This window comes from Algicola sagamiensis DSM 14643, from assembly GCF_000374485.1.
Classification (GTDB): Bacteria; Pseudomonadota; Gammaproteobacteria; order Enterobacterales; family Alteromonadaceae; genus Algicola; species Algicola sagamiensis.
Map to the genome: position 1 here is coordinate 403,490 of NZ_KB894492.1, position 25,755 is coordinate 429,244.

A 25,755-nucleotide genomic window follows, 5' to 3' on the forward strand; every position below is an offset into this window, starting at 1 on the left:
GAGTATTTATTATTTGCGACCAAAGCCGACGGAGTAGTTTACCGGAATGAGAATTGTTCTTAAATCCCGAATTGACGCTTTGCTGGTCAATTCGGGGTAACTGATTCATCTTTTTACAGATTCACCTCAATATCAATTAGTCGATGAGTTGATGAATCGGCGCAAGCGGAGAAATATCGGCATCATAGTCGACAGAAGAAATTCCAAAACCGAAAAGTTTGAGGAATTCTGCATGATAACATTCGTAATCTGTCAATGTATCAATGGTTTCTGTCGTGACTTCATTCCAAAGTGATTCAACTTTGTTTTGAACGTGGTCAGCGAGTTCTTTCCCATCCATACAGAGTCTTCCTGCCGCGTCTTTGTGTCCTTCAGCATCGGCAAGCTGTTGGAATAATCCGTGGATTTGCTCAATACATCCTTGGTGAGTGCCTTCTTCTTTCATGACACGGTAAAGCAATGAAATGTATAGAGGCATAATAGGAATCGCAGAACTTGCCTGAGTCACAAGCGCTTTGAGTGAGCATACATAGGCATGACCTTGGATATCTGATAAGCGATCTGTAATCGCTGATGCTGCACGATCAAGATCTTCTTTTGCACGTCCAATGGTTGCTTTCCCATAGATTGGCCAAGTCAGTTTTTTACCGATATAGGTGTAGGCAAGTGTCTGGCAGTTGTCTGCAAGCAAATCTTTACCTTTGAGTGCATCAAGCCACATTTCCCAATCTTCACCACCCATAACAGCAATTGTGTCCTGAATTTCTTTCTCAGAAGCAGGCTCGACGGTCATGCTTTCAATTTCGCGTTTTGAAGTGTTGAGGTTCTTCACTTCATAGGCTTGATTGATTGGCTTTAATACTGAGTTAAACGTCTCACCAGTTTTTGGGTGTGTTCTTCTTGGTGAAGCAAGGGAGTAAACAATAAGGTCAATTTTTCCCATTTCTTCGCGGATGACTTTAAGTGCTTTTTCTTTCACTTCATCAGAGAAAGCATCACCATTGATGTTCTTTGACCAAAGTCCTGCTTCTTCAGCCGCAGCTTGGAATGCTGCTGTGTTATACCAGCCAGCGGTCGCAGTTTTCTTTTCTGTGGGTGCTTTTTCGAAGAAAATACCCAATGTTTTTGCACCTGCACCAAATGCTGCGTTGATTCTAGAAGCAAGGCCATACCCAGTTGAAGAACCGATCACAAGAACATTCTTCGGACCATCTTTGAATTCACCTTGCGCTTTCACATAAGCAATTTGCTCTTGTACATTGGCAGCACAGCCAGCTGGGTGTGCATTCGTACAAATAAAACCCCTAACCTTTGGTTGAATAATCATATTGGTGGTTTTCCTGTCAAAACGGATCTGTAATTTATCAGAATTGACCGATAGTGTAGCGACTTCTGTGTGAAAAACAGATCTGATTAGATGAAAAAAAGGCGCGACTGAAAGATTATTTCTCGATAAAGAGAAATGTACCTTCAATCAGTTGGTTTATCAGACCATGTTTTGACTTCAATATTAGATTGGTTGATTAAGATGATCTTTTGAAAAGTGATAGCGAACAGTCCGACTAACCCTATAACCACGACAAAGATATTGATCCCAAAAATGCCATATTGGTAGATGTCTCTAAATATAGTGGACTGGAGTCCTATCACTGCCTTTACCATGAAGCGTATACAATGAAGAATGATGATAATGGCGTATGCATGAATCACAACCTTTCCATATATGCCGATTGTGATTTGCCGTTGTTCATGTAGTAATTGAAGTAACCCAATACCAAAGAGAACAATCAAAGCATGGCTGCCATGCCAAGCAAGTTTACTTAATATGTGTGGTTTTGAGCTTACCTCTAATAAGGAAGGAGAGACAGCAATCCCCATAAAGCTGATCAAACATAAGACAACAATCGTTGATAGAAAGCTATCATCCTTTCGGTGCAACAAGAAAGTTAAGATAAGCAAGCCAAATAAGAAGTTGTGTATCTGGTTTTCAAAAGTGAGAAAATAATCAATGCTCATATGTGTTGCTCAAGGGTCATAGCCACCACCAAAGTCATTTTCGTTTACGCTTAGTAAAGGGATTGATATAGGATGTTCATTCTGAGAACCTCCGTTGATATTAGTGCACTGTATTTCTTCAATTTCAATTAGTTCATTTGTCCTTCCTTGACTGTTTGTTGATTTCCAATAATAAGATTTTTGCATATTCATGATTGCTTCACGCATTAACAGTCTTATTCATTTTTAATTTGGTTGGACTCAAAAATAAATCGTAATAAAGGGTTATTTTGATGATTATTTTTGCCCCAACCAGTCATGTATGAGTTTCAGCCCTTTCTGTTTCTTCATGTGTCAGTGTATCTAAACAGATCAAGAAAACAGTTATTTATCCCGATTCAAATAATACTCCATCTCTGAAATGCGATGATATTCAACCGCTTTTTTCTGGAAGTCGCTGTAAGAGTCCCATACTTTTTTCATTTGTGGATCTTTGGCGACTTCTTTTTCAATGACAGCCTGCATGGTCTTTTTGAGCGTTCGGATCAATTCATCATCGAACTTCTTGAGTTTGACGTTGTGCTGTTCTACAAGTTGTTTCAAAGCATCATTGTTCCTGGCTGTGTATTCATCCAACATATCTTGGTTAGAAGCGCGTGCGGCGACTTTGACGATCATTTGAAGATCTTTCGGTAAGGATTCAAAAGCCTTTTTGTTGACGATAAGCTCAAGAACTGCACTTGGCTCGTGCCAGCCTGAGTAGTAGTAGTAATCTGCTGCTTGGTAGAAGCCAAATGCTAAATCGTTGTATGGGCCAACCCATTCTGTTGCATCTATAGCTCCAGATTGAAGCGACGCAAATAAGTCACCGCCAGCCAGTGCAACTGGGATCCCGCCTAATTCTTTAAGGACTTCGCCGCCTAAGCCAGGGATACGCATTTTGAGACCTTTGAGATCATCAACGCTGTTGATTTCTTTTTTAAACCAACCTGCAAGTTGAACACCTGTATTGCCCGCCGCCATTGGAATAAGATTGAAAGGTTCGTACAACTCTTCCCAGAGTTTCATACCGCCCCCATAATGAAGCCAGCCATTGGTTTCCTGCGCATTCATGCCAAATGGGATCCCAGTGAAAAACTGTGCTGCTGGGATTTTCCCTTTCCAATAATAAGCGGCACTGTGCCCCATTTCAGCACTGCCAGAAGAAACAGCGTCAAAGACTTCCAGCCCGGCAACTAACTCACCAGCACCGAAAATTTTGATTTTTAGACGACCGTTACTCATGGCTTCAACATTTTTAGCGAACCGTTCAGGTGCAACACCAATCCCTGGAAAGTTCTTTGGCCAACTGGTGACCATTTTCCATTGATAGGTTTTTTGTGCTTTCTGAGATTGTCCTGATTCTGTTTTTTCCTTCGAACACCCTGTAATAAAGATGCTGCAACACATCACAAAGCAGAGCAGGGAGATCAGTTGTTTTGTCATTCTTATTATCCTTATGATTTATAAATTGTATCGGGTAGCCATGTTGTCAAGATGGGCCAATAGGCCATCATTGCCATCAGTACCAGCTGTAAGAAAATAAATGGGATCACACCCTGATAAATTGCACGTGTTGGTAAAGAGTCGGGTGCAACACCCCGCAGATAAAAAAGTGCAAAGCCAAAGGGGGGCGTTAAAAATGATGTTTGCAGATTGACGGCAATCATGATCCCGAGCCAAACCGGATCCAATCCCATAGCCAGCAGTACGGGGGCAACGAGAGGCACAACGACAAAGGTGATCTCAATAAAATCTAAAATAAAACCGAGCAGAAACATGATCAGCATGACGATGAGTGTTGCGGTAATCACTCCCCCTGGCAGGTTTGCAAAGAACTGATGGATAAGCTCTTCACCACCAAAACCACGAAAAACAAGCGAGAACAAGCTTGCGCCTATCAGGATCATAAAGACCATTGCTGTAACATGGAGTGTTGAGACACAAATTTCCTGTAAAGTCTTTAGTGAGAGCTTTCGATGAAGAGCAGCAATCAGTAATGCACCCGTTGCACCGACCCCAGCGGCTTCTGTTGGTGTTGCAAACCCCGCAAGAATACTACCGAGAACTAGTACAATGAGGACAAGGGGGGGAAGTAGTGCGCTCAGCAAGGATTTGAGTGGGAATCGTGATTGTGTTTTATCCATCTCAGGTATGGATGCAGGCTTGAATGTGGCGAGTCCAAATGAATACAACATATAAAGTAAAACCAAAATCAGCCCTGGGATCACAGCACCTGCAAACAATTCACCAACAGACACAGGTTCTGGATTAAAGATACCTTGTTTCAGTTGAGCTTGTTGATAAGCACTGGAAATCACATCACCTAACAGGACGAGTGCGATTGAAGGAGGAATAATTTGTCCAAGTGTGCCTGTTGCAGCAATGATTCCGGAAGAGTACTGGGCGGAATATCCATGTTTGAGCATGGCGGGTAGGGAAAGTAATCCCATAGTGACAACTGTGGCACCGACAATTCCGGTACTGGCAGCGAGTAGCATCCCAACAAGTGTGATAGAAATACCAAGGCCAGCTTTGACTCCGGAAAAGGCTTGTGCCATTGCATCAAGGAGACGCTCTGCGACTTGTGATTTTTCTAAGACAACACCCATAAAAACAAATAATGGTACAGCCATGAGTGTTGGGTTAATCATAACGCCGTAAATTCGATTGGGCAGGAGGTGAATAAAGCTGTCATCAAATGCACCGATTGCAATACCAAGCCCTGCAAAGATAAGTGATGCCCCTGCAAGGCTAAATGCGACAGGGTATCCAAGCAACAATATCAAACATACAAATAGAAACATGATCAGCGCTAACCATTCCATGCCTTATCCTCCTTGTCGTTTGTTTCATGTTTGATGCGATAAAGGGCAAGAATACAGCCACTGAAGCTGGCAACGCCTTGAATCATGAGAAGCAAGCTCATCATAGGGACCAAACTCTTTAGAAGATAAACGAATGGGAGACCACCTGTTTCAGGGCTGCTCTCTTTGATGTGCCAAGACATCGCAACATAGTCCCAGCTAAACCACAAAATGAGAATGCTGACTGGAAATAAAAGAAAAATATGCCCAAACAGATTCACCAAATGCTTGGTTTTTGCTGAGAAACTTCGGTAAAAGATATCCACGCGGACATGCTGATCTTTTTGAAAGGCATAACTGACGCCTAACATAAACACGGCAGCATGCATATATAAAACGAGCTCTTGCAACCAGATCCAACCGAGGTTGAATCCGTAGCGCAACAGCACAATCAGGCAGGTCAGAATGACCATAATGAACGTCAACCAGGCGATGGACTGTCCAAGGACACGGATCAGTGCCTGAAGATGACGTTCAAGTACGACGAGCAACTTCATAGGGTATTCTTTATGTTTTAATTCTTATAGGAAGAGAAATAAGTAACAGAAAAAGGAACGATAGGAAAGATATAGGGACAAAAAAAGCGTCACAAGGACGCTTTCTCACGTTTAGAGCCGCCTAAGCATCTCGGGGATGGAGGTGGTTCTTCGGAATAATACTCATACCACTCTTGTGGCGTATACGTATGTAATGCCAAAGCATGAATATCTTTTTTTAACTCATCAGCCAATAGTTCATTGACTTGACGGTGGCGCTGGATCAAGCGAAGCCCGGCAAAGGCATCGGTGACAATCGTCACCTTAAAATGAGATTCAGAACCCGGAGCGACATTGTGTTTCTCGCTCTCGTTCAATACCTCCAGATGCTGGGTCTCAAAGGCTTCCAGCAATTTGCGTTCGATTTCATTCTGAATGATCATGCCAAGCCTCCTTCATGATTTTCATATTCAATACTGTAGTGTGATGCGGACATAATATCATGCTTATTCCGAAAAGTTTTTGCCATTTTTAACTAAGCTGTTGCGGGTGCAGGTTATATTTTTCCAAGACAATTTTACGGGTGAATATAACGAAAGGTAAGGTTAATTCTGCTTGACAAGACGCGTTTCATTTTAGGTACGCTATGGAGCCAAATTTCTTGTGAGTCTCCCTCCATGACCAGTAAACTTCCGGGGGTAAGTAAGCGCTCAATTCGTTCGTCTGTCTTTCGATTTTTGAGTAAAAATCGTCTTGGAGTACCCAAACTAATCGAAACAATCAGGGGACGTTCACCAAGTTCTTTTTCATTATCACGGTGCCAACCCATACTGTCTTCTCCATCACGATATAGGTTGATAAGGACGCTATTAAGCGGTTGTTGAAGATATGCTGCAAGTTCTGTTTTTAAAGCAAGTAATGTATCAGTCCAAGGATGTGGCTGATTGGTGAGACCTGAATACTGATAGGTTGCACTATCATCACCATACCACGCTTGTAAACGAGGAATGCGGACCATTTTCCCAAACATTCGAATCTGAGGTTGCTCCCAAATAATCTCTTTCTTAAGTTGTTCAAAAAGCTGACTGGCACAAACTGAGGATAGAAACTTGGGTTGCCACCAAATGTCAGCCGTCAATTGTTCCTTATTTGGTGCTAGAGTCTCGATTTCAAAGGTGCGACAATACGCCATTGCTTTTTGATGCCTGAAAATTTTCGATGAATAACCAGTTTACCATGAATGATCGTGTCTTGACCCTCGATCGATATCCGCCCCAACAAAAAAACAGGAGCCTCCTTGCATGGGATGCTGCTGATGAGTTGCTGTATGAAGAAGTGGTTCAACGAGGATTAAAGCCCGATACCCGATTGCTTTTAATCAATGATACATTTGGCGCACTCACTTGTTTATTTGCAGAGCAAAAAACGATGGTGATGACGGATTCTAAAGTGAGTCAACTTGGCATTGAACATAACTTCGGACAAAACTTCCCTGAGAAAACTCTACCACCGCTACTCAGTGCATTAGATGAAGTGAAAGCACATTTCGACTACATCTTAATCAAGTTGCCAAAACAAATTCGCTATTTAGAATATTTACTCGCGATGATGAGTGGGTGGGACTTAAGCAAAACACAAGTGATCCTTTCAGGCAAAGCAAAAGACATTCCAGTTAAGCTCCTCAAACGTATGGAACTTTATTTTACGGATGTATCGACATCTCTTGCAGTGAAGAAATCTCGTCTTGTTTTTTTAGAAACAGCGAAAAAAGGTATCGATCATGGGACATTTCAAACTTATTTTGAAGTTCCTGAATATCAAATGAAACTTCACCACCATGCAAATGTCTTCTCTAATGAAAAGTTGGATCTTGGAGCGCGTGCGTTTTTGCCGCATATTTTTCCAGTTGGTGATGCACTTCGTGTGATTGATCTGGGGTGTGGTAATGGTGTCTTAGGAGTGCATTTACTCAAGTCATGCCCACAGGTTGCGCAGGTTACATTTGTTGATGAATCGCATATGGCGGTGGAATCAGCAAGGTTAAACGTTCAGGAAAACTGTATCACAAGAGAAGAAGATGCAAACTTTGTCGTTGATGATTGTCTTTCATCGCTTTCCTCTGGACAAGCGGATTTAGTGTTGTGTAATCCACCCTTCCATCAGCAAAATGCAGTGACTGATCATATTGCATGGCAGATGTTTCAAGATGCGAAGCGAGTACTTCGGTCCCGTGGTGAATTAAGGGTTGTTGGAAATCGACATTTAGGTTACCACGTGAAACTCAAAAGAATTTTTGGGAATGTCACAACAGTGGCATCGAATCATAAATTTGTTATTTTAAGTGCAACGAAACGGAGTTGATAAAATGAAAACTAAGTTCCTTCTCCCGTATTTATTTTTGGTGATCCTGTCGGGATGTTCATCCAGGATCCCGAATGTGATCATTAATCCTGTCACCACAAACACAGTGCAGCCTTACTTTTTCTCGAATATGTCTTTTCATTTTCAAGTCAATGATCACCGAGAAAATAAAGGGATTGCGGAAATCAAAGAATCCGGTGAACCCACATATTGGGTAAAAAGCACGCAGCCAGTCGCACCAAAAATTGAAAATCAACTCCGTGAATATTGGCAGTCAGGTCATGCTACGCTCAATCCAGATAGCCCAAAAACGTTGACTGTGAATATACTTAGACTTTCAACGCATGTGTTACAGAAGCCGATTGATTTTCGCCTTGAAGGGATATTAGAGTTACAAGTGGTTGTAAAATCAAATAACACTGCATTTAAGAAGACCTATGTACGTACAAGTAAATACACAAACTCGCTCAAAGTGGATGCGAATCAAATTGAAACGGAAACAAATCGTTTGATCGAAAAAGTGTTGAATGATCTGCTCAAAGATCCTGAGTTACGTTCACATCTAAAGGATGATTTTTCATGAAAAAACTTTTACTGATCAGCTTCATTCTTTTTGCTGTAAAAGCGTTTGCAGCAATTGATGGCGCGAAAGTACAAGAAGGAAACCTATTTCCTCAAGTCAAAATGACCACCAATCAAGGCGTGATCATTGTCGAGTTAAATCGCCTTCGTGCACCACTGACAGTGAATAATTTCTTATCGTATGTGTCAGACAAATCGTACGAAAACACCGTCTTTCATCGTGTCATTGAAGATTTTGTTGTTCAAGGAGGGGGGTATTCAAATGGATATGATGCGTTACCAACGAATAAGCCAGTTTTTAATGAATCAGGGAATGGCCTCAAGAACGGCACCGGGACAATTGCACTGGCGAGGCAACGAGATCCTCATTCTGGAACTCGTCAATTTTATTTTAATCTTTCGGATAATCGGAATCTGGATCCTGGCAGAAATTGGGGATACTGTGTTTTTGGAGAAGTTGTCGAAGGACAGGATGTTCTCAAAAAAATGGGGGTAGTAGAAACCGATGTTCATCCTAAATTAGGATGGCCAGATGTACCCGTTGAACCGCTTATCCTAAAAAAGGTGGAGGTAATGCCAGTCAAACCCCGAGCCAAGTAAGTTCGGTTCTTTGCTTATTCTGAAACGATCTCTCTGCTTGGGAAAAACTGGCTATACTAAAATCGTGTTTCGTCCTTTCGATCAAACATGGCATATTCGATCAGGCACAGTTTCTCGTTTGCTCGGAAGGGAAAAGAATAATAATTCCTAAGGATCTAGGAGAATAAGCTTTGAACATACATGAATTTATTGAGCTCAAAGGAAGGCAACTTGCCTATTATGTCAGTGCATTCCTCGCAAACCGGATCCCGTACTCTGAGATAAACCTATTTACTTGGGATACGCTGGAAGAGTGGTCGGTCTTGGAAATTGCCCCCAATCAGCCTTATTCTACGAAAGAAAAGGTCTTTTGGCACTTGTTACATCAAGTCAACTTCTGGTCGGAAGGGATCTTATTAGAAGATGAACAAGTCCAACATGAAATTCAAACCTGCATCCGTGTGTTGACAGGCTACAGAACGGAACTCACCGAATTTTGCGGTATTCGTCCATAAGCGAATACCGTCTCTACTATTTTTACTCGAGTCGTATCTATATGTATGCAACCATGTTTGTGAATAAACTGAAGGTTGTTTCGGAATCTATTCGGACACCTCAATTCTTTGTTTTTTTATTTCTTGGATTCGCTGCTGGTCTACCTTATATGCTGGTGTTTTCAACACTCTCGTATTGGTTAGCAGAAGCCGATATTAATCGTAAACTCATTGGCTTATTAAGCCTGGTCTCTTTGCCCTATACCTTAAAGTGGATCTGGGCACCTTTATTGGATCGCTATCGGATCAATTTCTTTGGGGCAAATTTTGGCCGTCGTCGAAGCTGGTTGATCTGCACTCAAATTGGTTTGATATTGATGATCCTATTTATGAGTTTTCAGGATCCAAATCAAAGTGTTATCGTATTGGCTGCTTGCGCGCTCTGCTTGGCATTTTTTTCTGCAACACAAGATGCACTGATTGATGGTTTCCGCATTGATGTTGCTGAACAAGATGATCAAGCACTATTAGCTGCGTCTTATTTAATCGGTTACCGCTTTGCAATGATCATGGCATCGGCTGGCGCTTTATTACTGGCTGACTTTTTTGCCAATGGAAATGAAGCGTATACTTTATCTGCTTGGCAAAGTACTTATCAGGTACTTGCTGTGATAATGATGATTGGTTTGGTGACAACCTTTTTTGCTGCTGAGCCTACAAACATTGCAAAAGAGTCGAAAACGCTATCATTTATTGAATCCTTTATCACACCATTTCGTGATTTCTTTCAACGCTTTCATTGGAAGCATGCGTTACTTATCGCTGGGATCGTTGCGACATACCGTTTGTCAGATATTGTTTTAGGTGTGATGGCCAATCCATTTTATGTGGATGTTGGTTTTACAAAAACCCAGGTTGCAGCAATTTCTAAGGTTTACGGTGTGATCATGGTCTTGGTTGGTGCGGCTGTTGGTGGCTTGCTTGCACACTATTTTGGAACACTGAAGGTCTTGTTTTTGGGCGGGCTGCTCTCAGCAGTCACAAATATACTCTTTGCTCAATTATCTGTTATCGGTCCTAATACACTTTGGTTGACTGGGGTGATCTCCATGGACAATCTGAGTGCAGGTATTGCTACGAGTTCATTTATCGCATTTTTATCAAATATCACGAATAAGGAATTTTCAGCGACACAATATGCAGTCCTTAGCTCTGTGATGCTGTTATTTCCGAAGTTTGTAGGGGGCTCGTCTGGTGTGATGGTTACGTCGCTTGGCTATGAAAAATTTTTCTATTTCACTGCGTTAATGGGCATCCCTGCTTTGGTACTCATTGTCCTACTAAGCCGAAGCCAATGGTACCAGCGACAGGATTAAATTATCCTTTTAAGACATGCTTCAATCCTTCTTGAGGATCGATTTCTAACGCTTGGCAATATCGAACAAACTCAATGACGTCGAGACGGCGTTCTTGATTTTCGATTTTGCCAACGAAAGAATGTAGTGTGCCTAAGATTTTAGCAAGACTTCGCATAGTGTGACCCTTTTCATGACGCTTTTCCTTTAGCCAAGCGGTGAGTTTGCTATTTTCGTCTGAGGAGACTGTTTTACCCATCATTACTGATTACTCCCAATTTACCCCATGTACTACGATGCCCTAAAAAGGACGGTTAAAAAATCTGCCAAAAAAGTTCTAATAAAGTGTTATCTATCTTATAAAAGGTATAGATGACAAAAATGAAATTTTACAGCGTATAAGACTAATGGGCAATGTAAAAAGTATGAGTTTTGTGCTGAAATCCAATTGTACATATTCTGGAAAAATAAAATTATTAACGCTTATTGATTAAGCCTGATGACTTGATTAAAACACCTGACTATTCGGTTGTTTCAAAGGAGAAAACCATCTTATGTTCCGATTTTTATTCTTATTACCGATCATTATGTGCTTAGCTTGGTATTGCTATCTTCGTCATAATAACTGGAGTATAAGTCAGGGAAAAAGTGGCTTTTACTTTATCATTCAGTTTAATCTTGCAATTGGATTAACTTTGATAGCACTATACTTTTTAACTCAATGAGTTATATTATTCGCCTTACCGAAAACATACAGTTAAGTTTGGGTTGTTTCCTATTTAAATACGGAAGAATATTTATAGGGACAACAAAATTAACTCAATTTCACTTTTTTACAAAATATATACTTAACACAGTTATAGGAAAATAGCATTAATTTTGTATTCAAAAAAGTCACTCTTTTTGTTGGTTGGGGTCTAAGGGTAACGATAAACAGAAATGCGTCGATGTGTTTTCCTCTGATTCGACAGTCAATGTTCCTCCCATTTTGATGGCAAGGTCGTAACAGACGGATAGACCAAGGCCGACGCCTTTGCCAATTTTCTTCGTGGTAAAAAATGGATCAAAAATCTGCTTCATGATTGATGCAGGCATCCCTGGTCCATTATCAATAACGAACAAACGGTAATACGCTTTATCCTGCTGAAGCTGGATCTCAATCGTCCTCTCATCAATGGGCTTGTCGAGCTCTTTGAGTACCTGTGCTGCATTTTTGAGTAAATTTGTCAGTATTTGCTGAACGAACCCACGATGAGCAATGATTTCGACATCTTTCTCAACATCAACTTGGACCTGACAGGCATCTTGCAGCTCGTATTTCAAAATACGAAGCGTTTCATCAACAAGCTCAAATAAGTCAAAGGAAGCAGACTCAAGTGGTACTTTGCGAGAAAATTTACTGAGATCGCTAATAATATCTCTCACACGTAATAACCCTTCTCGAGAATCATTGACGATGGCACGAATATCCTCATAGATAAAATCAATGTCACTTTCTTTTTGAAAGCTTTCAATATTTTTCTTAATTTGTTCATGCATGTCTGAGGAAGGTATCGATTTGAGTGAGGACATGAGTTGATCATGGAGTTGCAGCATCTGAACCATGGTATCAATATATTCATCCAAAGGACTGAAGTTGCTGAGGACGTAAGAAAGAGGATTATTAATTTCATGTGCTATCCCCGCTGCCATCTTCCCAACAGATGCCATCTTCTCAACATGGATCAGGTGATCTTTGGTCATCTCCAGCTCTGATAGTGTTGATTTAAGGCGTTGATATTGAGACTTCAGACGGTTTTCGGAATATCGACGCTCCATCAATACACGCAATTGTTTTGCCGCATCTTTCATGACTGAAATATTTTCTACCGTGATATTTCCCATTTTGTTCTCATCAATAAAACAAAGGATTGAACAAAGGTTTTTTCCGTAAATGACAAGCGGAAAAGCGAGGGAGGCACCAATATTCGTGCGAAGGTGCTCAGCGATATGCGGAGGGCTCGTTTCATCTGAAAAAAGATCAATATCTGGTGTCTGATACTTGAATGACTTACTGGCGTAGGTTGTGACTGCTGTTTGGACAGGTTCGGGGAATGGGAGAGGAAAGGCAATCGTATGGTTTACCAAGCATGTTTCATTGGCATCACTTTGAACAACCACAGTTGCATGAGCATGACAAAATGAATGAAGAGATTGTGAAAATGCCGCTATCAGTTCTTGCATAGGGGATCGGCTTTCAGAAAACTGGGTCACGGAAACAAGGAGGTTGGTTTGCAACTGACTTTGAACGAGTGCTTGATGATTGATCTGTATCTTATTAATGAAGCGCTCGACTTGCGTTTGTATGATTGGTGGTTCAACAGATGAAAGATCAAGCCAAAGATCAGCCCCTAAAGCTAAACAGTCCGAGATGTCCTGATTGACTGCATTGGATCCATAAAGCAAGATCCCCATCACGGGGTTCGCAAGCCCTTCTCTGATATAGCCAATGAGTGATTTTATTTCGGTTTGGGAACAATCGAGATCCATCAATAGCATGTATGTATCATCACGGCGGAGTTGTTTCTTCAGCGGTTTCACCTGATCAACCTGTGTGATAGGGTGCTGTGATGGTATATATTCGACGATCTTCTCGGGTGACTGGCTAAAATTGAGAATATGAAGTGTGAGCATAGGACTTGTTCCGGCCGATTTCTTATCCTTTTATTATCAACTATCCTTCAATAAAGTGTACCTGAAACGGGTTTTTATAATGAAGCTTGTTCGTTTAACTTATTTTAGCCGTGCGACACGTACGATGACACTTGCTGATTTAAAAGACATTTTGACTATTGCCAGAACAAATAATCAAAAGCTGGGGCTGTGTGGCATGCTGTGCTATGACAATCAGTACTTTCTACAGTCCTTGGAAGGGGAGAGAGAAACCGTCAATCAACTTTATTTGGATATTGTTGATGATCCTAGACATGATGACATCGTGATTAGCCAATATGAGTATATTGAACGTCCGATGTTTCAAGACTGGCAAATGGGTTATGCGGGGAGTTCTCCAACATTTGAATCATTATTGAATAAACTCAATCTGACCCAATTTGAGCCAGACAATATTCATCCAGAACAGGGTTTAGAAATTTTAAAGCAGCTTGCTCAACATCAGGACAATATATAACCGCTCACGGTGTATGTTGCGAGCGGTATTTGGTTTATGGTTTACAAGGTGAAGCACCTTGATCAACCCAAACATTTGTCTCCCCTGGTTGATCCCCTTTTGACCACCACTGGTTTTGCCACTTTCGATCTTGATAGTGGACTATCGATTTTTCTGGGTATGATGCTTCGCGCTTCCAAGGTTGTTGGATTTGACTCTTCAGTTGCCAACTCTCTGCGGTAAAGCTAGGCTCAGCCTTGGTCCAGTACTTTGCTGCCCAGATGAGTTGTTGATGGTTGACACGATCGACTTCTTGATAGGCTTTTCCATTCACCCAAGTAGGATAATGATCTGCATTTGGATCTGTTTGAATACAATCTAATGTGCTTTTTTGCACAATGATTTGTCCATCCGCTTTTGTGATCGATTGTCCATCACTGACTGATAGATTGTAATGAAAAGCTTGGCTTTGGGAAAGGGCAGGTGCGGTAATTTGCACTTCCTTTCCACCCTCAGGATGAACGAAAAACCCTTTTGGAAAAGACCATTCGAATGATAATGGATCTTGATCGACGTCGGTTGCTTCGACTTGGATTGTGGCAGTTTGACCACTCAATACGTTGATCTTTTCTGAAAAATTGATGATTTTTGGTGGCATATTGTCTGTGGGCTGACGCACATCTAAACGAAATGTCATCTTTTTATGCTTCGAATAAACACGATTCGTGAGTCGGTTTCTTGCGTTATAATCAATGGTTCCTTGAGCGTTTAATTCTCCGACTTGAATCGTATCGGATGTTTGATTGATTTGCTGTGCCAGTGTATCAGCCCAAATAAAGTCAGTTTCGTTATCTTGATCGATGCGGACTTTTTGGATCATTTGTTCATCCCCTTTGTGATCGAAGGCTCGTGCCCAGACCTCTTCTCCTGCTTTGGCGGATAGTCCTGGTTGAATCATTGGGGCGAGTTGGTGCCATGTTGGCTCTGTGACGTTATCTTCAAGTACAATGTCACTACAGTTATAGAAGCCTTCTCCCGCTGGATCGTTTCTTTGCCAGCGCGTATAAAGGACTGCTCGGCCTTGCCTGTTTTGTGGGATTTTGACCTTGAATCGGTAGTAAGGATTACCATCAATTGTAACCGTTGGTTGATCGGCGCGTTCAGCAATTAAATCTAAATCATCCCAATGGAGCAGATCACTCGAAGGATCAAATTCTGGTTTAGAAAGGTAAATTTGCCAAAAACTTGGATTATGCGGCGTTGCTGCGAAGAACAGTAACTCAAACTGATTGGCGTTATCTAGAATGATTTGTGTTGTTTGCCAGTTCGCGTGTGGAACATCTATACCGGATTTCTTCGCATGGCCACCTGCACACAAGGTTTGATCTGGGATCTTCGCCTTCACGGCGTTCATATTATGATAGTCGGCAACCAATGCAGCAAACTCGATTGATTGTACAAACTGATAAGTGCCTGATTTGATAAATGCAGCACGGCAGGCTGAGTTGGGGATCGCTGACCCATCTTGTGGCCACCAGTAACCACCATCTTGTTGGCAAAAGGCTTGTCTTGCTTTGGGGAAGGCGACATAGCCATGCGCAATACTTTGAGATGGGGCGAGTAGCAGGAAAAGTGTACTCAACGTGATCGACAAAAACATGATCAAGCGTGAGCAAAGTTGAAAATACAGGTTCATCTTTGAACTCCTTTTGTTGTCAGTGAAAAAGGAGGTAAAAGACAGCGTTGTCATACCTCGAGACTAAGTATGACGCATTGTTAAGTAAAAGTTAAATTTAAGTTTAATTCAGGTGTTCACAAGAGTAGAACACCCGAAAAGAAAAGGGCGAGATCAGACGCTAAATGAAGAACCACAGCCGCAAGTTGTTGTTGCATTGGGGTTATTGACCACAAAACGCGAGCCTTCAAGTCCCTCAAGGTAATCGACAGTACCACCGACGAGATATTGTAAGCTCATCGCATCAACGACCATTGTCACGCCTTCTTTTTCAATTTGCAGATCATCCGGGTTGACGTTTTCATCAAAAGTAAAACCATACTGAAAGCCTGAACAACCACCTCCAGTGATGTAGACACGCAGCTTCAGTGCTTCGTTTTCTTCTTCAGTGATTAACTGCTTCACTTTTAGTGCAGCTTTATCCGTAAATTCGACAGGCATTTGCTGTTGGACGGCTTCAGTCATCTTGCTCCTCACTTATTCAATCGAACCAGTACAATAACAAAAAACAAAGTACTGATTGTGTGAATTATCTAACACCTCGGCTCTTCCTGCAATAGGTGATGTTTCAGACAGAGGAATCGAAGACTGTTTATTTACAGCAAAAACAGCCTCAACTTATACACAAGAGGATGTATAAAGAGCGATAAGGTTGATATGAAGGAGCAATGATCACGCAGGGTATAAGTGTGCCTGCATTGTTGCTTTATGTTCGTCACTGAGTGGGACGGAGCATTTGTTCTGATGATCAAAATGCACCATAACCGTTGTGCCTGAAGCGCGCTTTTCTCCACCTTGCCAAGCTTCTTGAAAGACGTCGAAAGAAGAAGAGCCGATTCGTTTGATATAGGTGCGTAACTCAACGTCATCACCATAATGCAACTCACCGTGAAAGTCGACGTCGATTCTTGCGACGATCATATTCCATTTTTCTAGGGCCAAATCGGGGCGAAGAATTTGGAAAATCGGGGTTCTTGCTGCTTCGAACCAGACAGGGAGTACCGTGTTGTTGATATGACCAAGCGCGTCGGTTTCGACAAACCTTGGTTTAATGATTTCTTGAAACATATCAGAGTCCTAATAAACGCTAAGTCCCAGTGACTCAACCAATTGCTTGATCATTATCATACCTGCAGCTGAGTTTCCATACTCATTTAACTTTGGACTCCAGGCACAAATGACACCCTGATTTGGGATAATCGCGACAATACCACCGCCGACGCCACTTTTTGCTGGAAGACCGACTTCAAATGCAAAAGTGCCGGATTGATCATACATGCCACTGGTGGACAGTAATGCATTGATTTGTCTTGTTTGTTTGACCGTGGTAATTGTTTTCTTGGTAAATGGGCAAATGCCTTTGTTCGCAAGAAAGGCAAATGAATGCGCGAGGTCTTGAGTTGTCATTGCGACAGAGCACTGATAAAAGTATTGATCCAATACTGTCGGTACATCGGAATGCAAGTTATGGAAGCTCTTCATCAAATGAGCGAGCGCAGCATTTCTATGACCATGTTCTTTTTCGGACTGATAAACATCTCGATCGATACGAATTTTGTCATTATTCGCTAATTGTCTGACGAAAGATAAATAAGCAGTGCGACTGGCAGAGTAACGTTCAACCAAAACATCGCTGACGACAATCGCACCTGCGTTGATGAACGGGTTCCGTGGGATCCCATGTTCCCACTCCAATTGGACTATCGAGTTGAATGCTTGACCAGAAGGCTCCATCCCTACTCGTTGCCAAAGTGAATCACCCTCACGAAACATCGCAAGGATTAACGAATAGATTTTCGTAACGCTCTGTACTGAAAAAGGCGTATCCCAATCCCCAGAGGAAAACTGTTGACCATCGACTGTTGCGACAGATAATGCGATTTGATCTGGATTGACCCGCTGTAAAGCAGGAATATAGTCGGCAACTTGCCCTGGTGGGTTGAGTTTCCGGGTTTCTTCAAGGATTCGGTCTAAGACTTGCTGCATGCTTCACTTCTTTTTTCAAGCAGGATGACAATTTCGCAATCACGATAAAAATTTTCAAAATAAAACTAATCACGATAAAACTATTCACGCTAAAACTATGGCGATAGATTGTGAGTTTTGCGAGTGCGGCATTCTATACAAGAATGATCCTCTGAATCAATGATTGATCTTCAACCAGAGAAGTAAATGTTTGATTGTCAGTTTTTTCTGGTACAGCTTGCATCTTTTTGGCAAGATGCGGTATTGAACTTTTGATGGGATGGAAGCAGGATGACCGACTTTATCGAGGTGTATGAAAACGCGCTAAGCCCTGAATTTTGCACTGATTTTATTCGAAAATTTGAAAAAAGCCCGCATCAAGAGCAAGGCATTACCGGTGGTGGTGTCGATACATCGAAAAAGCTCAGTAAAGATATTTACCTCAATAAACACCAAGAGTTTGCAAATGAACTGCAACATATCTCTCATGTAACAGGACAGATGATGGCCGAGTACTTTACTAAGTATCATTTTTTACTGATTGGTCCCTTTGGACTTACAGTTCATCATCCAAAAACAGGCCAACCCGTTAAACTTACCCAGGAAAACTACGACGAAGTAGGCAAACCGCAATCGCATGTGTTGATGCAGCAGTTATTTCGTCTCGGCTATATTAATGCTCAGAAGTACGATAAAGGAAAAGGAGGTTACCCTTACTGGCATAGCGAGGTTTATCCTGAACTCAACCAGAATGAAGCCTTGCATCGTGCGTTGTTATTTATGTTTTATCTCAATGATGTCGAAGAGGGTGGTGAAACCGATTTCTTTTATCAGCAGCGTTCGATTAAACCCAAAGCGGGGAGTATGGTGATTGCACCAGCCTATTTCACCCATACTCACCGGGGTAGTATTCCAGTCTCCAATGACAAATATATTGTTACTTCATGGGTACTTTTCCAGCGCGCAGAGCAAATATACGGAGCGCCTCAATCGTGACCTAAGAACGCATCCATATAACGCCAGGCAAGGGTTCTTTTTTTATCGGTTTCGATGAAAATCTCATGTCTGGCATTTGGGATGAGCTTCAGATGTTCTTGCCATTGGCTTCCAAAACGTTTTTGACAAAACTGGTTTTGTGCTTCGTTATCAACGATTTGATCATGCTCGGCTTGCAGGATGAGTAATTCAGGTAATGTTTCATTTGCTTGAATGAGAATTTGATCCATCGCACGAATTGCCTGAAGTAGCCAATGTACGGTTACACCACCAAGTTGGATTGCCGGATTGTCTTCGTAAAGCTCCTTCAGCCAAGCATAACGTTCGTGGTCATGGGTCAGAAGATTATCTTGGAATGGCTTCGATTGATAGTTCACTTGCCCTAAAAAGTACCAGCTTTCCTCACCAATTTTTTGTTCCAGCTCCCACATACGCTGTACCATAGCTTTCGCAAAACCTTGGGGGATTGCACCGGTGTGGATCCCAAACATCGGTGCATTGAGAATCGCTTTGTAAAAGACATCGGGATATGTTTGCATATAGCGCATTCCAATGGCGGATCCCATCGAATGACCAAGCAGCAACAGGGGGCCAGAAGCGTTCGGCTGAACAAACTCAGTGATCAGCTGGTGGAGATCGTCCACATAATCATGAAATTTCTTCACATAGCCTTTGTGCAAATTTGAAAGCAGTCTGCTGGAATGGCCTTGGCCTCGGTGGTCAATGATATACACATGATAGCCACGAGCATGCAGCTCATAAGCCAGCTCCTGATATTTTTCGTAACACTCAATGCGTCCAGGGGAGACAACACAGGTTCCACGACATGGCTGTGTATTGCTCGGTTCAAATGGAATATGTGCAAATGCAATGGTTATCCCATCCGCTGTTTTGAATTCTGCTCTGTTGAGGTGCTTTTGCCAAAAGGGCTGAATATGATCCTGATATTTCTTCTTAAAACTCATGGATTTTTAGATGAGAATAGAACATGCATCTATTCTAATTCTACAATGCGTATTGCTCAATTACTCCATGAGATGAATCGGAAGATGTATTGTGATTTTTAAGCCATTCGGATGAAGGTTATCTGCGGTGATTGCGCCATGATGGATTTCAATCGCTTTTGAAGTAATTGCAAGCCCCAATCCTGCACCGCCAGTCTTTCGTTGCCTAGAGTCACTGACCCGATAAAAAGCATCAAATAATTTATCTAGATGTTCTGACGGAACTCCAGGGCCATTATCTTGAACAGCAATCATTAATTGGCGTTCCTGGTTTTGACATTCCAAACACTGAAAATCAATGGATACTGTTGTGCCATCATGCGTGTACTTGATAGCATTGCGGATCACATTTTCGATGGCACTGGCCATGAGCTGCGCATCGACGTAAAGCATCACATCAGGGATTGCTCCAGAGATAAATTTTTTACCGGCTGCATGGGCCTCAAACTTGGCATCTTCCAGTATCGGAGAGACGAGGGTTTTGAGCGGCATTTCAGCGATATCTAAATGTTGTGTTTCACTGTTCAACCTAGATAAAGTGAGTACATCTGCAATCATGGTTTCCAATTGATTGGCTTCTTTTTCGATTCGCTTAAAATATTTTTCAACATCCTCTCCTTCAGCACTTTGTGCTAAACCTAAAGCAAGTTGTAAACGCGTGAGAGGTGACCGAAGCTCATGGGAAATGTCACCCATGAGTCGCTTATGCGATAAAATCAGACGCTCAATTTGTTCTGCCATAAAATTAAAATCCTTTCCAAGTTGTCCTAGCTCGTCGTTTCGTTTTGCAACACTATGTGCCCTTGACGTCAAGTCGCCGCAGGCAAGGTGGTGGCTGGTTGTTCTGAGCTGTTTGATTGGTCTTGCGATGGAGTAGGCCAGTATATAACTGAAGAGTGCTGTTGTGAGCAGTTCAATCATTAACTTTAATTTAAGGGGGAGGCGACTGACCTGAAAGAAGAACGTCGGGGGTTTACGGTTGATGATAAATAGTAGGTATTCTCGCTGATTGAAGGTCGCTTTTTTTGGGCCAATCACAAAAAACTTCTCTTCATTCCAGCGATAACTTTGACGGCTGCTCAACATTTCATTCAACCGCTCATGTTTAAATTGATGGATCAAGTGTGGTGGGGCGTACCACATCTTGTTTTGGAGATCGTATAGGATGGCATGGTCTCCATTTCGTGGGGGACCAATCCAACGGCGGACGCGGTTTGGATGCAGATTTGATAGTCTGAAAACGCGTTTTTCTACTTGATCCAGATGACTGAGTTCAACCGAATCGGCAACTTGTGGACCTGCTTGTGAAAAGTCATGATAAGTGGTGACATAGGTCAGCACAACGGTACTGCTCATTGTCAGCCAGAAAAAAATGAAAATTTTTCCTACAAGGTAATTAAATGGATTCAGCTTGGACAGGAGAAGCGTCACGGATCCGCTTCTCCCTGTAAAAAAATGTAACCAACGCCACGCACCGTTTTAATTTTTTCATTCCTTGTAAATTTACCCAGCTTTTTGCGAATATTGCTGACATGCATGTCGATACTGCGATCAAATGGGCTGAGCTTCCTGCCAAGTGCTTCTTGACTGAGTTGATCTTTCGAAACGATTTCACCAACGCTTTCAAGCAAAACCTTCATCATTTGAAACTCTGTGCCAGTGACTGGTACCAAATTATCTTCGCAATAAATCTCCCTTGTACGCTCGACAATGCGAACACCATTATGAGCTAAATTGGGACTGATTGAAGCAGTAGAAAGATGTTCCATACGACGTGTCATCGCACGGATGCGAGCGAGCAACTCCCGATGATTAAATGGCTTTGGCAAGTAGTCATCTGCGCCTAATTCAAGGCCAAAGATTCGGTCGAAATCATCGCCCTTAGCGGTGAGCATGATGACGGGTGTCATTTTCTTTTGGCGCAGTTGTTTTAATACTTCAAAGCCGTCCATCCCCGGAAGCATGACATCCAGCAGGATCAATTGATGCTCACCGTGAATGGCGGCATTCAACCCTTCGACACCATCATTTTTTATCGTGATCTCAAGTCCTTCCGAGGTCAAATATTCACTCAAAAGATCAGTTAAGTCTTCATCATCGTCAATCAATAATACCGATGTCGATTGCATCATGAACCCTCTTCGCTATTTATCGTCATCATATCAAGTTCAAATACACCGTGATTACTTTTACAAAGACTTTACAAAACCTTAAGTTATCTTTGCATCTTTCGCACTACACTCAGATGTGTCCAGATCCAATTTTTACTGAGACACATGAGGTTATGTCTATGAAAAAGTCTTCACTTTGCTTGCTGGTTTCTCTATTGACGATGAGCTTTTCCGCATTCGCTAATGCAAAAGCACCGCCTATAAATAGGTTAGCAGAACAACTTTCTTTAACCGATTCCCAACGCGCATCAATGAAAGCGATGCGTCCCCATAAGCCGAAGACTGGAGAGGCGCCTGGTGCGGATATTCGTAAAATCAGACAAGAGATCCAACAGCTGGTTCATCGTGATCAGTTTGATGCAGCTGTTGTTCGCCAAAAGTATGAGCTCTTGTTTCAGAAAAAAATGGAACGAGCAATGAAAAGGGCTGAATTTGAGAATGCACTATGGCAGATCCTGACACCTGAACAACGCGAGAAATGGAATGGTTTAATTGCTGAACGGCATCGCAAGAAACACTGAATTCATCTTCAATAAGAAGGGCAAGCATCAGGCATGTTCCTGATGCTTGCTTGATGAGATTTACCTTGCGGTGACTCGTTCTTTTAAATTCGCAGCATGATTCATGACATGAAATATGACGTTTTGTTCGTTCGTGCCAGTGAGAAGGCTGGCACTTGGACCAGAAGCATAGATCCCGACATCTTCAGATGCATGTGTTTCTGATTTCAATGGGATGAGCGCCTCTTGATGGTAATCGAGATGCGTCACATCAATATCGGTTAGATCCTGGCGGCCAATCTGACGCGTATCGTCCCCTTTTACGTGATAGCCTTTTCCATTCATATAGCCCAGCGTTGTGTATGGCTGTCCATTGTTATCTAAGCTGGCAGTGGTTTTTGGGTTCCCTTGTTTATCGTTTTCTTTGACGAGTCCAAGGATGGGGTTGCCTCGTGTGGCATAACCGCCGATGGTCATCACATGGCTGTGATCAGCGGTGGCGATGATAAGCGTGTCCTTTTCATTGGTTTTCTCAAGTGCGACTTTGACAGCGTCAGAAAGCGCAATCGTGTCATGGAGTGCTCGGGCAGCATTGCCAGCATGGTGACCATGATCAATTCGGCCTGCTTCAACAACTAAGAAGAAGCCGTCTTTATCCTTTTTCAAGATATCAATTGCTTTGTCCGTCATTTCTGCGAGTGATGGTTCGCCACCTTTGTCGTTTGCTCGGTCTGCTTCATACGCCATATGACTGTCTTCAAAAAGCCCGAGTAAGTGATCTGTTGTTTCAGGTTTAATGGCATCAAAGCCAACTTTACTCCATACATATGCAGCGTTTTCATATTGACTGAGCCACTTTGCGGTTAAGTCCTTTCCATCTTCTCGCTTGCCTTGATCTCCCTCTTGATCGGTGACAGTTTTTGGAAGAAAGTTTCTACGACCGCCACCCAATGCAACTTCGATACCATCACCATATGGAAAATCAATAAGCTGCGAAGCAATATCTTTACAACCATTTGTTTTTGCTTCTTCTGTTAATTCGGCGTCATTTTCCCAGTCACGATCCGCTGAATTTGCATAAGTCGCAGCGGGTGTTGCATGCGTCAAACGTGCCGTTGATATAACACCCGTAGCCATACCAGACTGCTCAGCGAGTACGAGTGCAGAGGTCAGGTGTTTATCCTTCGATTGTGCACAATTACCACGAGGTACACTACTTGGAATGGAGACCAATCCTTTTCTTGTTTTCACACCGGTGATCATGGCGGTCATGGTTCCCGCTGAATCTGGTGTTTGGTAATCGGTATTATAAGTCTTGGATAGTCCTGCAAATGGCATCGTTTCGAAAGATAAGAGGTTTTCTTCGCCAAGTTTTCCTTGGTTTTGCCCTTGAAGAATACGTGCAGCAGTCACGGTCGAAATGCCCATGCCATCCCCAACAAACAAGATGACATTTTTTGCAGCACCTTTTTCGTTGTTGGACATGGTTGTCTTGGCTGCGATGATTTCAGCTTTACCTGAATCAAACCAAATGTTGACACCCTTTATGTCCTCTGGATGCGGTACTTTTGTATCCGTTTGCTTTGTATTGTCATTATCGTCAGAGCAAGCAGTTAAAGTCAGTGCGAGACAAGAAGCGATAGTCAGTGTAAGTTGTTTCATGTTCAGCTCCATTTTAATAGGTCTCGCCGCCGAGTTGGGCAGCTTCGTTGATGACGTGAAATATGACATTCTGCTCAATTACACCTTGGAATAAATGCGCGCCAGGTCCAGAGGCATGAACTGCAACATCTTCTGCTGCATGCGTTTCATAATCCATTGGGATGAGAGCTTCCTGTTTATAATCTTTTGCTTGCGTGTTGATATCCATGAGATCGCGACGACCATTGGCATTATTATCTCGATGCAGTGCGCCAGGACCATTCATATAGCCCGCTGTTGTATATGGCAGATCATCTTTTGCAAGTTTCTTATTGCCATCTTGATCTTCAACATGTCCCAAAATCGGATTGCCACGTCTTGGGTAACCAGCGAGTGTAAAAACATGGCTGTGATCCGCTGTCACAATGAGAAGCGTGTCTTTGGCGTCAGTACTTTGAATTGCTGTTTTAACCGCTTGGTGGAAAGCGACACCATCAGTGAGTGCACGGTAAGTATTTCCATCATGATGGCCATGATCGATACGGCCACTTTCGATAATCAGCACGTAGCCTTTGTCATTTTTTTCTAGGATTTCAATTGCTTTTTTCGTCATTTCAGCAAGAGAAGGTTCACTGCCTTTATCATTCGCGCGATCCGCTTCATATTGCATATGTGAGGACGCAAAAAGCCCAAGCAGTTTATTCGTTTTACTCGATTCGACTTGGTCAAAAGTGGCTTGATTCCAGACATAAGTTCCTTTTGCTTGCCACTCTTTTGTGAGATCACGCCCGTCTTTACGCTTCCCATTTTTTCCTTCAGAGTCTTGTACATCTTTCGGTAGAAAGCTTCGGCGTCCGCCACCCAATGCGACATCTATGCCATCGCCATAGGAAAAATCCAGTAGCTGTGCCGCAATATCTTTACAGCCATTTTTGCTCGCTTCTTCTGGTAAATCTGCATCGCTTTCCCAGTTTCTCTCTGGTGAGTGTGCATACGCAGCGGCTGGTGTGGCATGGGTCAGTCGTGCTGTTGTGACAATCCCCGTCGATAACCCTTTCATTTCAGCCAACTCCAAAGCAGTGGTGAGGTGTTTGCGTTTGGATGTTAAACAGTTTGCACGTTCACTGTTGGCATTCACAGAAATCATACCTGCTTTCGTTTTGACCCCAGTTACCATGGCTGTCATCGTTCCAGCTGAGTCGGGCGTTTGTTGGTTCGTGTTATAGGTTTTGACCAATGCCGAGTGTGGAAACTTTTCAAACGATAGCTGGTACTCTTCACCGCCTTGATGATTTGGCTGTTGTTGGCCTGCGTAAATACGCATCGCTGTTATCGTAGAAATACCCATACCATCCCCAACAAATAAAATCACGTTTTTGGCTTTTCCCGGTGTTGTGGACACTTTTAATTTTTCAGCAAGCGCAGCTTGTGCATTTTGATACCAAGTATCGCTTTGTTGATGATCGGGCAAATGTGCTGCACAGAGGTGCCCTGAGATGAAGGTAATTCCCAGCGCAATTGCCAACGCATGTTGTCTCATGATTTAGCTCCAGTAAGTTACATGGTTTTTTAGCCGATTATTATGAATTTAAATGCTAACTTGGGTCGGGCGGCCATTTGCCAAGTTGAGGATTTATAAGGAAAGTGACAGGCTTTCTTGGCGACGCATAATGGCGGTTAATTTTGACAAGAGCATGACCGTAATATGACAAGCTTGTGACAAAAAGCAGAATAAACTCAACTGGTTGGAGGAGTTAATTAGAGCAAAAACTCAACCCTTTTATGGAAAAATGGCCTCAATTAATAGACAAAAAGTACTTAAAATAAAAGCCTGTGTGTTTGAAAAA

Annotated in this window: 27 protein-coding genes; 8 read left to right on the forward strand and 19 right to left on the reverse strand. The window is 42.4% G+C overall.

Annotated elements, in window-relative coordinates; genetic code table 11:
- Positions 1–136: 136 nt before the first annotated feature.
- The 8 genes from fabV to C505_RS0105520 form a co-directional block, all read right to left on the reverse strand.
- Positions 137–1,327 carry an enoyl-ACP reductase FabV gene (fabV, locus tag C505_RS0105475; RefSeq protein WP_018691587.1) on the reverse strand — a complete coding sequence of 397 codons (1,191 nt, stop codon included), beginning with the start codon at positions 1,325–1,327 and terminating at the stop codon, positions 137–139.
- 143 nt (positions 1,328–1,470) lie between these two features.
- Entirely contained in the window at positions 1,471–2,016 is a 546-nt protein-coding gene (locus C505_RS0105480) for a hypothetical protein (RefSeq protein ID WP_018691588.1), read from the reverse strand.
- A 9-nt stretch (positions 2,017–2,025) separates the two neighbouring features.
- Positions 2,026–2,223 (reverse strand): hypothetical protein, encoded by a 198-nt coding sequence (locus C505_RS0105485; RefSeq protein ID WP_018691589.1) that lies wholly within the window; start codon positions 2,221–2,223, stop codon positions 2,026–2,028.
- A gap of 156 nt (positions 2,224–2,379) precedes the next feature.
- Entirely contained in the window at positions 2,380–3,480 is a 1,101-nt protein-coding gene (locus C505_RS0105495) for a TRAP transporter substrate-binding protein (protein WP_018691590.1), read from the reverse strand.
- A gap of 11 nt (positions 3,481–3,491) precedes the next feature.
- Positions 3,492–4,862 carry a TRAP transporter large permease gene (locus C505_RS0105500; RefSeq protein WP_018691591.1) on the reverse strand — a complete coding sequence of 457 codons (1,371 nt, stop codon included), beginning with the start codon at positions 4,860–4,862 and terminating at the stop codon, positions 3,492–3,494.
- On the reverse strand, positions 4,850–5,398 hold the full coding sequence (locus C505_RS0105505; RefSeq protein ID WP_018691592.1) for a TRAP transporter small permease subunit: 549 nt from the start codon (positions 5,396–5,398) through the stop codon (positions 4,850–4,852). The genes C505_RS0105500 and C505_RS0105505 overlap by 13 nt, the downstream gene beginning before the upstream one ends.
- Before the next feature lie 89 nt (positions 5,399–5,487).
- Positions 5,488–5,820, reverse strand: coding sequence for a BolA family protein (locus tag C505_RS0105510; protein ID WP_018691593.1), 333 nt, complete (start codon positions 5,818–5,820; stop codon positions 5,488–5,490).
- Positions 5,821–5,954: 134 nt separating this feature from the next.
- Positions 5,955–6,569 (reverse strand): alpha-ketoglutarate-dependent dioxygenase AlkB family protein, encoded by a 615-nt coding sequence (locus C505_RS0105520; RefSeq protein ID WP_018691595.1) that lies wholly within the window; start codon positions 6,567–6,569, stop codon positions 5,955–5,957.
- 26 nt (positions 6,570–6,595) lie between these two features.
- Between C505_RS0105520 and C505_RS0105525 the strand changes: the two genes are divergently transcribed.
- From C505_RS0105525 to C505_RS0105545, 5 genes are all read left to right on the forward strand, one after another.
- On the forward strand, positions 6,596–7,738 hold the full coding sequence (locus C505_RS0105525; protein WP_018691596.1) for a methyltransferase: 1,143 nt from the start codon (positions 6,596–6,598) through the stop codon (positions 7,736–7,738).
- A gap of 4 nt (positions 7,739–7,742) precedes the next feature.
- A complete protein-coding gene (locus tag C505_RS0105530; RefSeq protein ID WP_026317772.1) occupies positions 7,743–8,321 on the forward strand; it encodes a YajG family lipoprotein in 579 nt (192 codons plus the stop codon).
- Entirely contained in the window at positions 8,318–8,920 is a 603-nt protein-coding gene (locus tag C505_RS0105535) for a peptidylprolyl isomerase (RefSeq protein WP_018691598.1), read from the forward strand. The genes C505_RS0105530 and C505_RS0105535 overlap by 4 nt, the downstream gene beginning before the upstream one ends.
- A gap of 170 nt (positions 8,921–9,090) precedes the next feature.
- Positions 9,091–9,414 carry a hypothetical protein gene (locus tag C505_RS21535; RefSeq protein ID WP_018691599.1) on the forward strand — a complete coding sequence of 108 codons (324 nt, stop codon included), beginning with the start codon at positions 9,091–9,093 and terminating at the stop codon, positions 9,412–9,414.
- 53 nt (positions 9,415–9,467) lie between these two features.
- The gene (locus C505_RS0105545) at positions 9,468–10,769 is read left to right on the forward strand and encodes an AmpG family muropeptide MFS transporter (protein WP_211215055.1); all 1,302 of its coding nucleotides are present in this window, start codon (positions 9,468–9,470) and stop codon (positions 10,767–10,769) included.
- Position 10,770: 1 nt separating this feature from the next.
- Here the strand turns inward: C505_RS0105545 and C505_RS0105550 are convergent, their stop codons facing one another.
- Entirely contained in the window at positions 10,771–11,010 is a 240-nt protein-coding gene (locus C505_RS0105550; protein ID WP_026317773.1) for a helix-turn-helix domain-containing protein, read from the reverse strand.
- A gap of 632 nt (positions 11,011–11,642) precedes the next feature.
- Positions 11,643–13,421, reverse strand: coding sequence for a sensor histidine kinase (locus C505_RS0105555; protein ID WP_018691602.1), 1,779 nt, complete (start codon positions 13,419–13,421; stop codon positions 11,643–11,645).
- Between the two features lie 79 nt (positions 13,422–13,500).
- Here C505_RS0105555 and C505_RS0105560 point away from each other — a divergent pair, with 79 nt between their 5' ends.
- A complete protein-coding gene (locus C505_RS0105560) occupies positions 13,501–13,917 on the forward strand; it encodes a BLUF domain-containing protein (RefSeq protein WP_018691603.1) in 417 nt (138 codons plus the stop codon).
- 34 nt (positions 13,918–13,951) lie between these two features.
- Here the strand turns inward: C505_RS0105560 and C505_RS0105565 are convergent, their stop codons facing one another.
- The 4 genes from C505_RS0105565 to C505_RS0105580 all read right to left on the reverse strand — a co-directional run bounded on the left by C505_RS0105565 (position 13,952) and on the right by C505_RS0105580 (position 17,617).
- Positions 13,952–15,592 carry a lytic polysaccharide monooxygenase gene (locus C505_RS0105565; RefSeq protein WP_018691604.1) on the reverse strand — a complete coding sequence of 547 codons (1,641 nt, stop codon included), beginning with the start codon at positions 15,590–15,592 and terminating at the stop codon, positions 13,952–13,954.
- A gap of 153 nt (positions 15,593–15,745) precedes the next feature.
- A complete protein-coding gene (gene erpA / locus C505_RS0105570; RefSeq protein ID WP_018691605.1) occupies positions 15,746–16,096 on the reverse strand; it encodes an iron-sulfur cluster insertion protein ErpA in 351 nt (116 codons plus the stop codon).
- Positions 16,097–16,303: 207 nt separating this feature from the next.
- Entirely contained in the window at positions 16,304–16,699 is a 396-nt protein-coding gene (locus C505_RS0105575; protein ID WP_018691606.1) for an acyl-CoA thioesterase, read from the reverse strand.
- A 9-nt stretch (positions 16,700–16,708) separates the two neighbouring features.
- Entirely contained in the window at positions 16,709–17,617 is a 909-nt protein-coding gene (locus C505_RS0105580; RefSeq protein ID WP_018691607.1) for a glutaminase, read from the reverse strand.
- Between the two features lie 270 nt (positions 17,618–17,887).
- Here C505_RS0105580 and C505_RS0105590 point away from each other — a divergent pair, with 270 nt between their 5' ends.
- Positions 17,888–18,592 (forward strand): 2OG-Fe(II) oxygenase, encoded by a 705-nt coding sequence (locus C505_RS0105590; RefSeq protein WP_018691609.1) that lies wholly within the window; start codon positions 17,888–17,890, stop codon positions 18,590–18,592.
- On the opposite strand, the gene C505_RS21540 is transcribed toward C505_RS0105590, so the two are convergent.
- The 3 genes from C505_RS21540 to C505_RS0105605 form a co-directional block, all read right to left on the reverse strand.
- Complete coding sequence (locus C505_RS21540) at positions 18,583–19,557, reverse strand: alpha/beta fold hydrolase (RefSeq protein WP_018691610.1); 975 nt, start codon at positions 19,555–19,557, stop codon at positions 18,583–18,585. The two genes, C505_RS0105590 and C505_RS21540, sit on opposite strands and share 10 nt — an antisense overlap.
- 60 nt (positions 19,558–19,617) lie before the next feature.
- The gene (locus C505_RS21545; RefSeq protein WP_157368823.1) at positions 19,618–20,952 is read right to left on the reverse strand and encodes an ATP-binding protein; all 1,335 of its coding nucleotides are present in this window, start codon (positions 20,950–20,952) and stop codon (positions 19,618–19,620) included.
- Between the two features lie 71 nt (positions 20,953–21,023).
- Positions 21,024–21,725 (reverse strand): response regulator transcription factor, encoded by a 702-nt coding sequence (locus tag C505_RS0105605; protein WP_018691612.1) that lies wholly within the window; start codon positions 21,723–21,725, stop codon positions 21,024–21,026.
- A gap of 161 nt (positions 21,726–21,886) precedes the next feature.
- Between C505_RS0105605 and C505_RS0105610 the strand changes: the two genes are divergently transcribed.
- Entirely contained in the window at positions 21,887–22,288 is a 402-nt protein-coding gene (locus C505_RS0105610; RefSeq protein ID WP_018691613.1) for a Spy/CpxP family protein refolding chaperone, read from the forward strand.
- Positions 22,289–22,348: 60 nt separating this feature from the next.
- Here the strand turns inward: C505_RS0105610 and C505_RS0105615 are convergent, their stop codons facing one another.
- Positions 22,349–23,929, reverse strand: a complete 1,581-nt coding sequence (locus C505_RS0105615; RefSeq protein WP_018691614.1) for an alkaline phosphatase — start codon at positions 23,927–23,929, stop codon at positions 22,349–22,351.
- A gap of 13 nt (positions 23,930–23,942) precedes the next feature.
- Positions 23,943–25,448, reverse strand: a complete 1,506-nt coding sequence (locus C505_RS0105620) for an alkaline phosphatase (RefSeq protein ID WP_018691615.1) — start codon at positions 25,446–25,448, stop codon at positions 23,943–23,945.
- Between the last annotated feature and the right edge of the window lie 307 nt (positions 25,449–25,755).

Bases quoted from the DNA above. Each gene is read 5' to 3' on its own strand.
- C505_RS0105555 (WP_018691602.1), bottom strand. From the start codon at position 13,421: ATGCTCACACTTCATATTCTCAATTTTAGCCAGTCACCCGAGAAGATC.
- C505_RS0105505 (WP_018691592.1), bottom strand. From the start codon at position 5,398: ATGAAGTTGCTCGTCGTACTTGAACGTCATCTTCAGGCACTGATCCGT.
- C505_RS21540 (WP_018691610.1), bottom strand. From the start codon at position 19,557: ATGAGTTTTAAGAAGAAATATCAGGATCATATTCAGCCCTTTTGGCAA.
- C505_RS0105545 (WP_211215055.1), top strand. From the start codon at position 9,468: ATGTTTGTGAATAAACTGAAGGTTGTTTCGGAATCTATTCGGACACCT.
- C505_RS0105565 (WP_018691604.1), bottom strand. From the start codon at position 15,592: ATGAACCTGTATTTTCAACTTTGCTCACGCTTGATCATGTTTTTGTCG.
- C505_RS0105615 (WP_018691614.1), bottom strand. From the start codon at position 23,929: ATGAAACAACTTACACTGACTATCGCTTCTTGTCTCGCACTGACTTTA.
- C505_RS0105510 (WP_018691593.1), bottom strand. From the start codon at position 5,820: ATGATCATTCAGAATGAAATCGAACGCAAATTGCTGGAAGCCTTTGAG.
- C505_RS0105610 (WP_018691613.1), top strand. From the start codon at position 21,887: ATGAAAAAGTCTTCACTTTGCTTGCTGGTTTCTCTATTGACGATGAGC.
- C505_RS0105530 (WP_026317772.1), top strand. From the start codon at position 7,743: ATGAAAACTAAGTTCCTTCTCCCGTATTTATTTTTGGTGATCCTGTCG.
- C505_RS0105620 (WP_018691615.1), bottom strand. From the start codon at position 25,448: ATGAGACAACATGCGTTGGCAATTGCGCTGGGAATTACCTTCATCTCA.
- fabV (WP_018691587.1), bottom strand. From the start codon at position 1,327: ATGATTATTCAACCAAAGGTTAGGGGTTTTATTTGTACGAATGCACAC.
- C505_RS0105535 (WP_018691598.1), top strand. From the start codon at position 8,318: ATGAAAAAACTTTTACTGATCAGCTTCATTCTTTTTGCTGTAAAAGCG.
- C505_RS0105500 (WP_018691591.1), bottom strand. From the start codon at position 4,862: ATGGAATGGTTAGCGCTGATCATGTTTCTATTTGTATGTTTGATATTG.
- C505_RS0105520 (WP_018691595.1), bottom strand. From the start codon at position 6,569: ATGGCGTATTGTCGCACCTTTGAAATCGAGACTCTAGCACCAAATAAG.
- C505_RS21545 (WP_157368823.1), bottom strand. From the start codon at position 20,952: ATGAGCAGTACCGTTGTGCTGACCTATGTCACCACTTATCATGACTTT.
- erpA (WP_018691605.1), bottom strand. From the start codon at position 16,096: ATGACTGAAGCCGTCCAACAGCAAATGCCTGTCGAATTTACGGATAAA.
- C505_RS0105580 (WP_018691607.1), bottom strand. From the start codon at position 17,617: ATGCAGCAAGTCTTAGACCGAATCCTTGAAGAAACCCGGAAACTCAAC.
- C505_RS0105590 (WP_018691609.1), top strand. From the start codon at position 17,888: ATGACCGACTTTATCGAGGTGTATGAAAACGCGCTAAGCCCTGAATTT.
- C505_RS0105525 (WP_018691596.1), top strand. From the start codon at position 6,596: ATGAATAACCAGTTTACCATGAATGATCGTGTCTTGACCCTCGATCGA.
- C505_RS0105605 (WP_018691612.1), bottom strand. From the start codon at position 21,725: ATGCAATCGACATCGGTATTATTGATTGACGATGATGAAGACTTAACT.
- C505_RS0105485 (WP_018691589.1), bottom strand. From the start codon at position 2,223: ATGCGTGAAGCAATCATGAATATGCAAAAATCTTATTATTGGAAATCA.
- C505_RS0105480 (WP_018691588.1), bottom strand. From the start codon at position 2,016: ATGAGCATTGATTATTTTCTCACTTTTGAAAACCAGATACACAACTTC.
- C505_RS0105560 (WP_018691603.1), top strand. From the start codon at position 13,501: ATGAAGCTTGTTCGTTTAACTTATTTTAGCCGTGCGACACGTACGATG.
- C505_RS0105575 (WP_018691606.1), bottom strand. From the start codon at position 16,699: ATGTTTCAAGAAATCATTAAACCAAGGTTTGTCGAAACCGACGCGCTT.
- C505_RS0105550 (WP_026317773.1), bottom strand. From the start codon at position 11,010: ATGATGGGTAAAACAGTCTCCTCAGACGAAAATAGCAAACTCACCGCT.
- C505_RS0105495 (WP_018691590.1), bottom strand. From the start codon at position 3,480: ATGACAAAACAACTGATCTCCCTGCTCTGCTTTGTGATGTGTTGCAGC.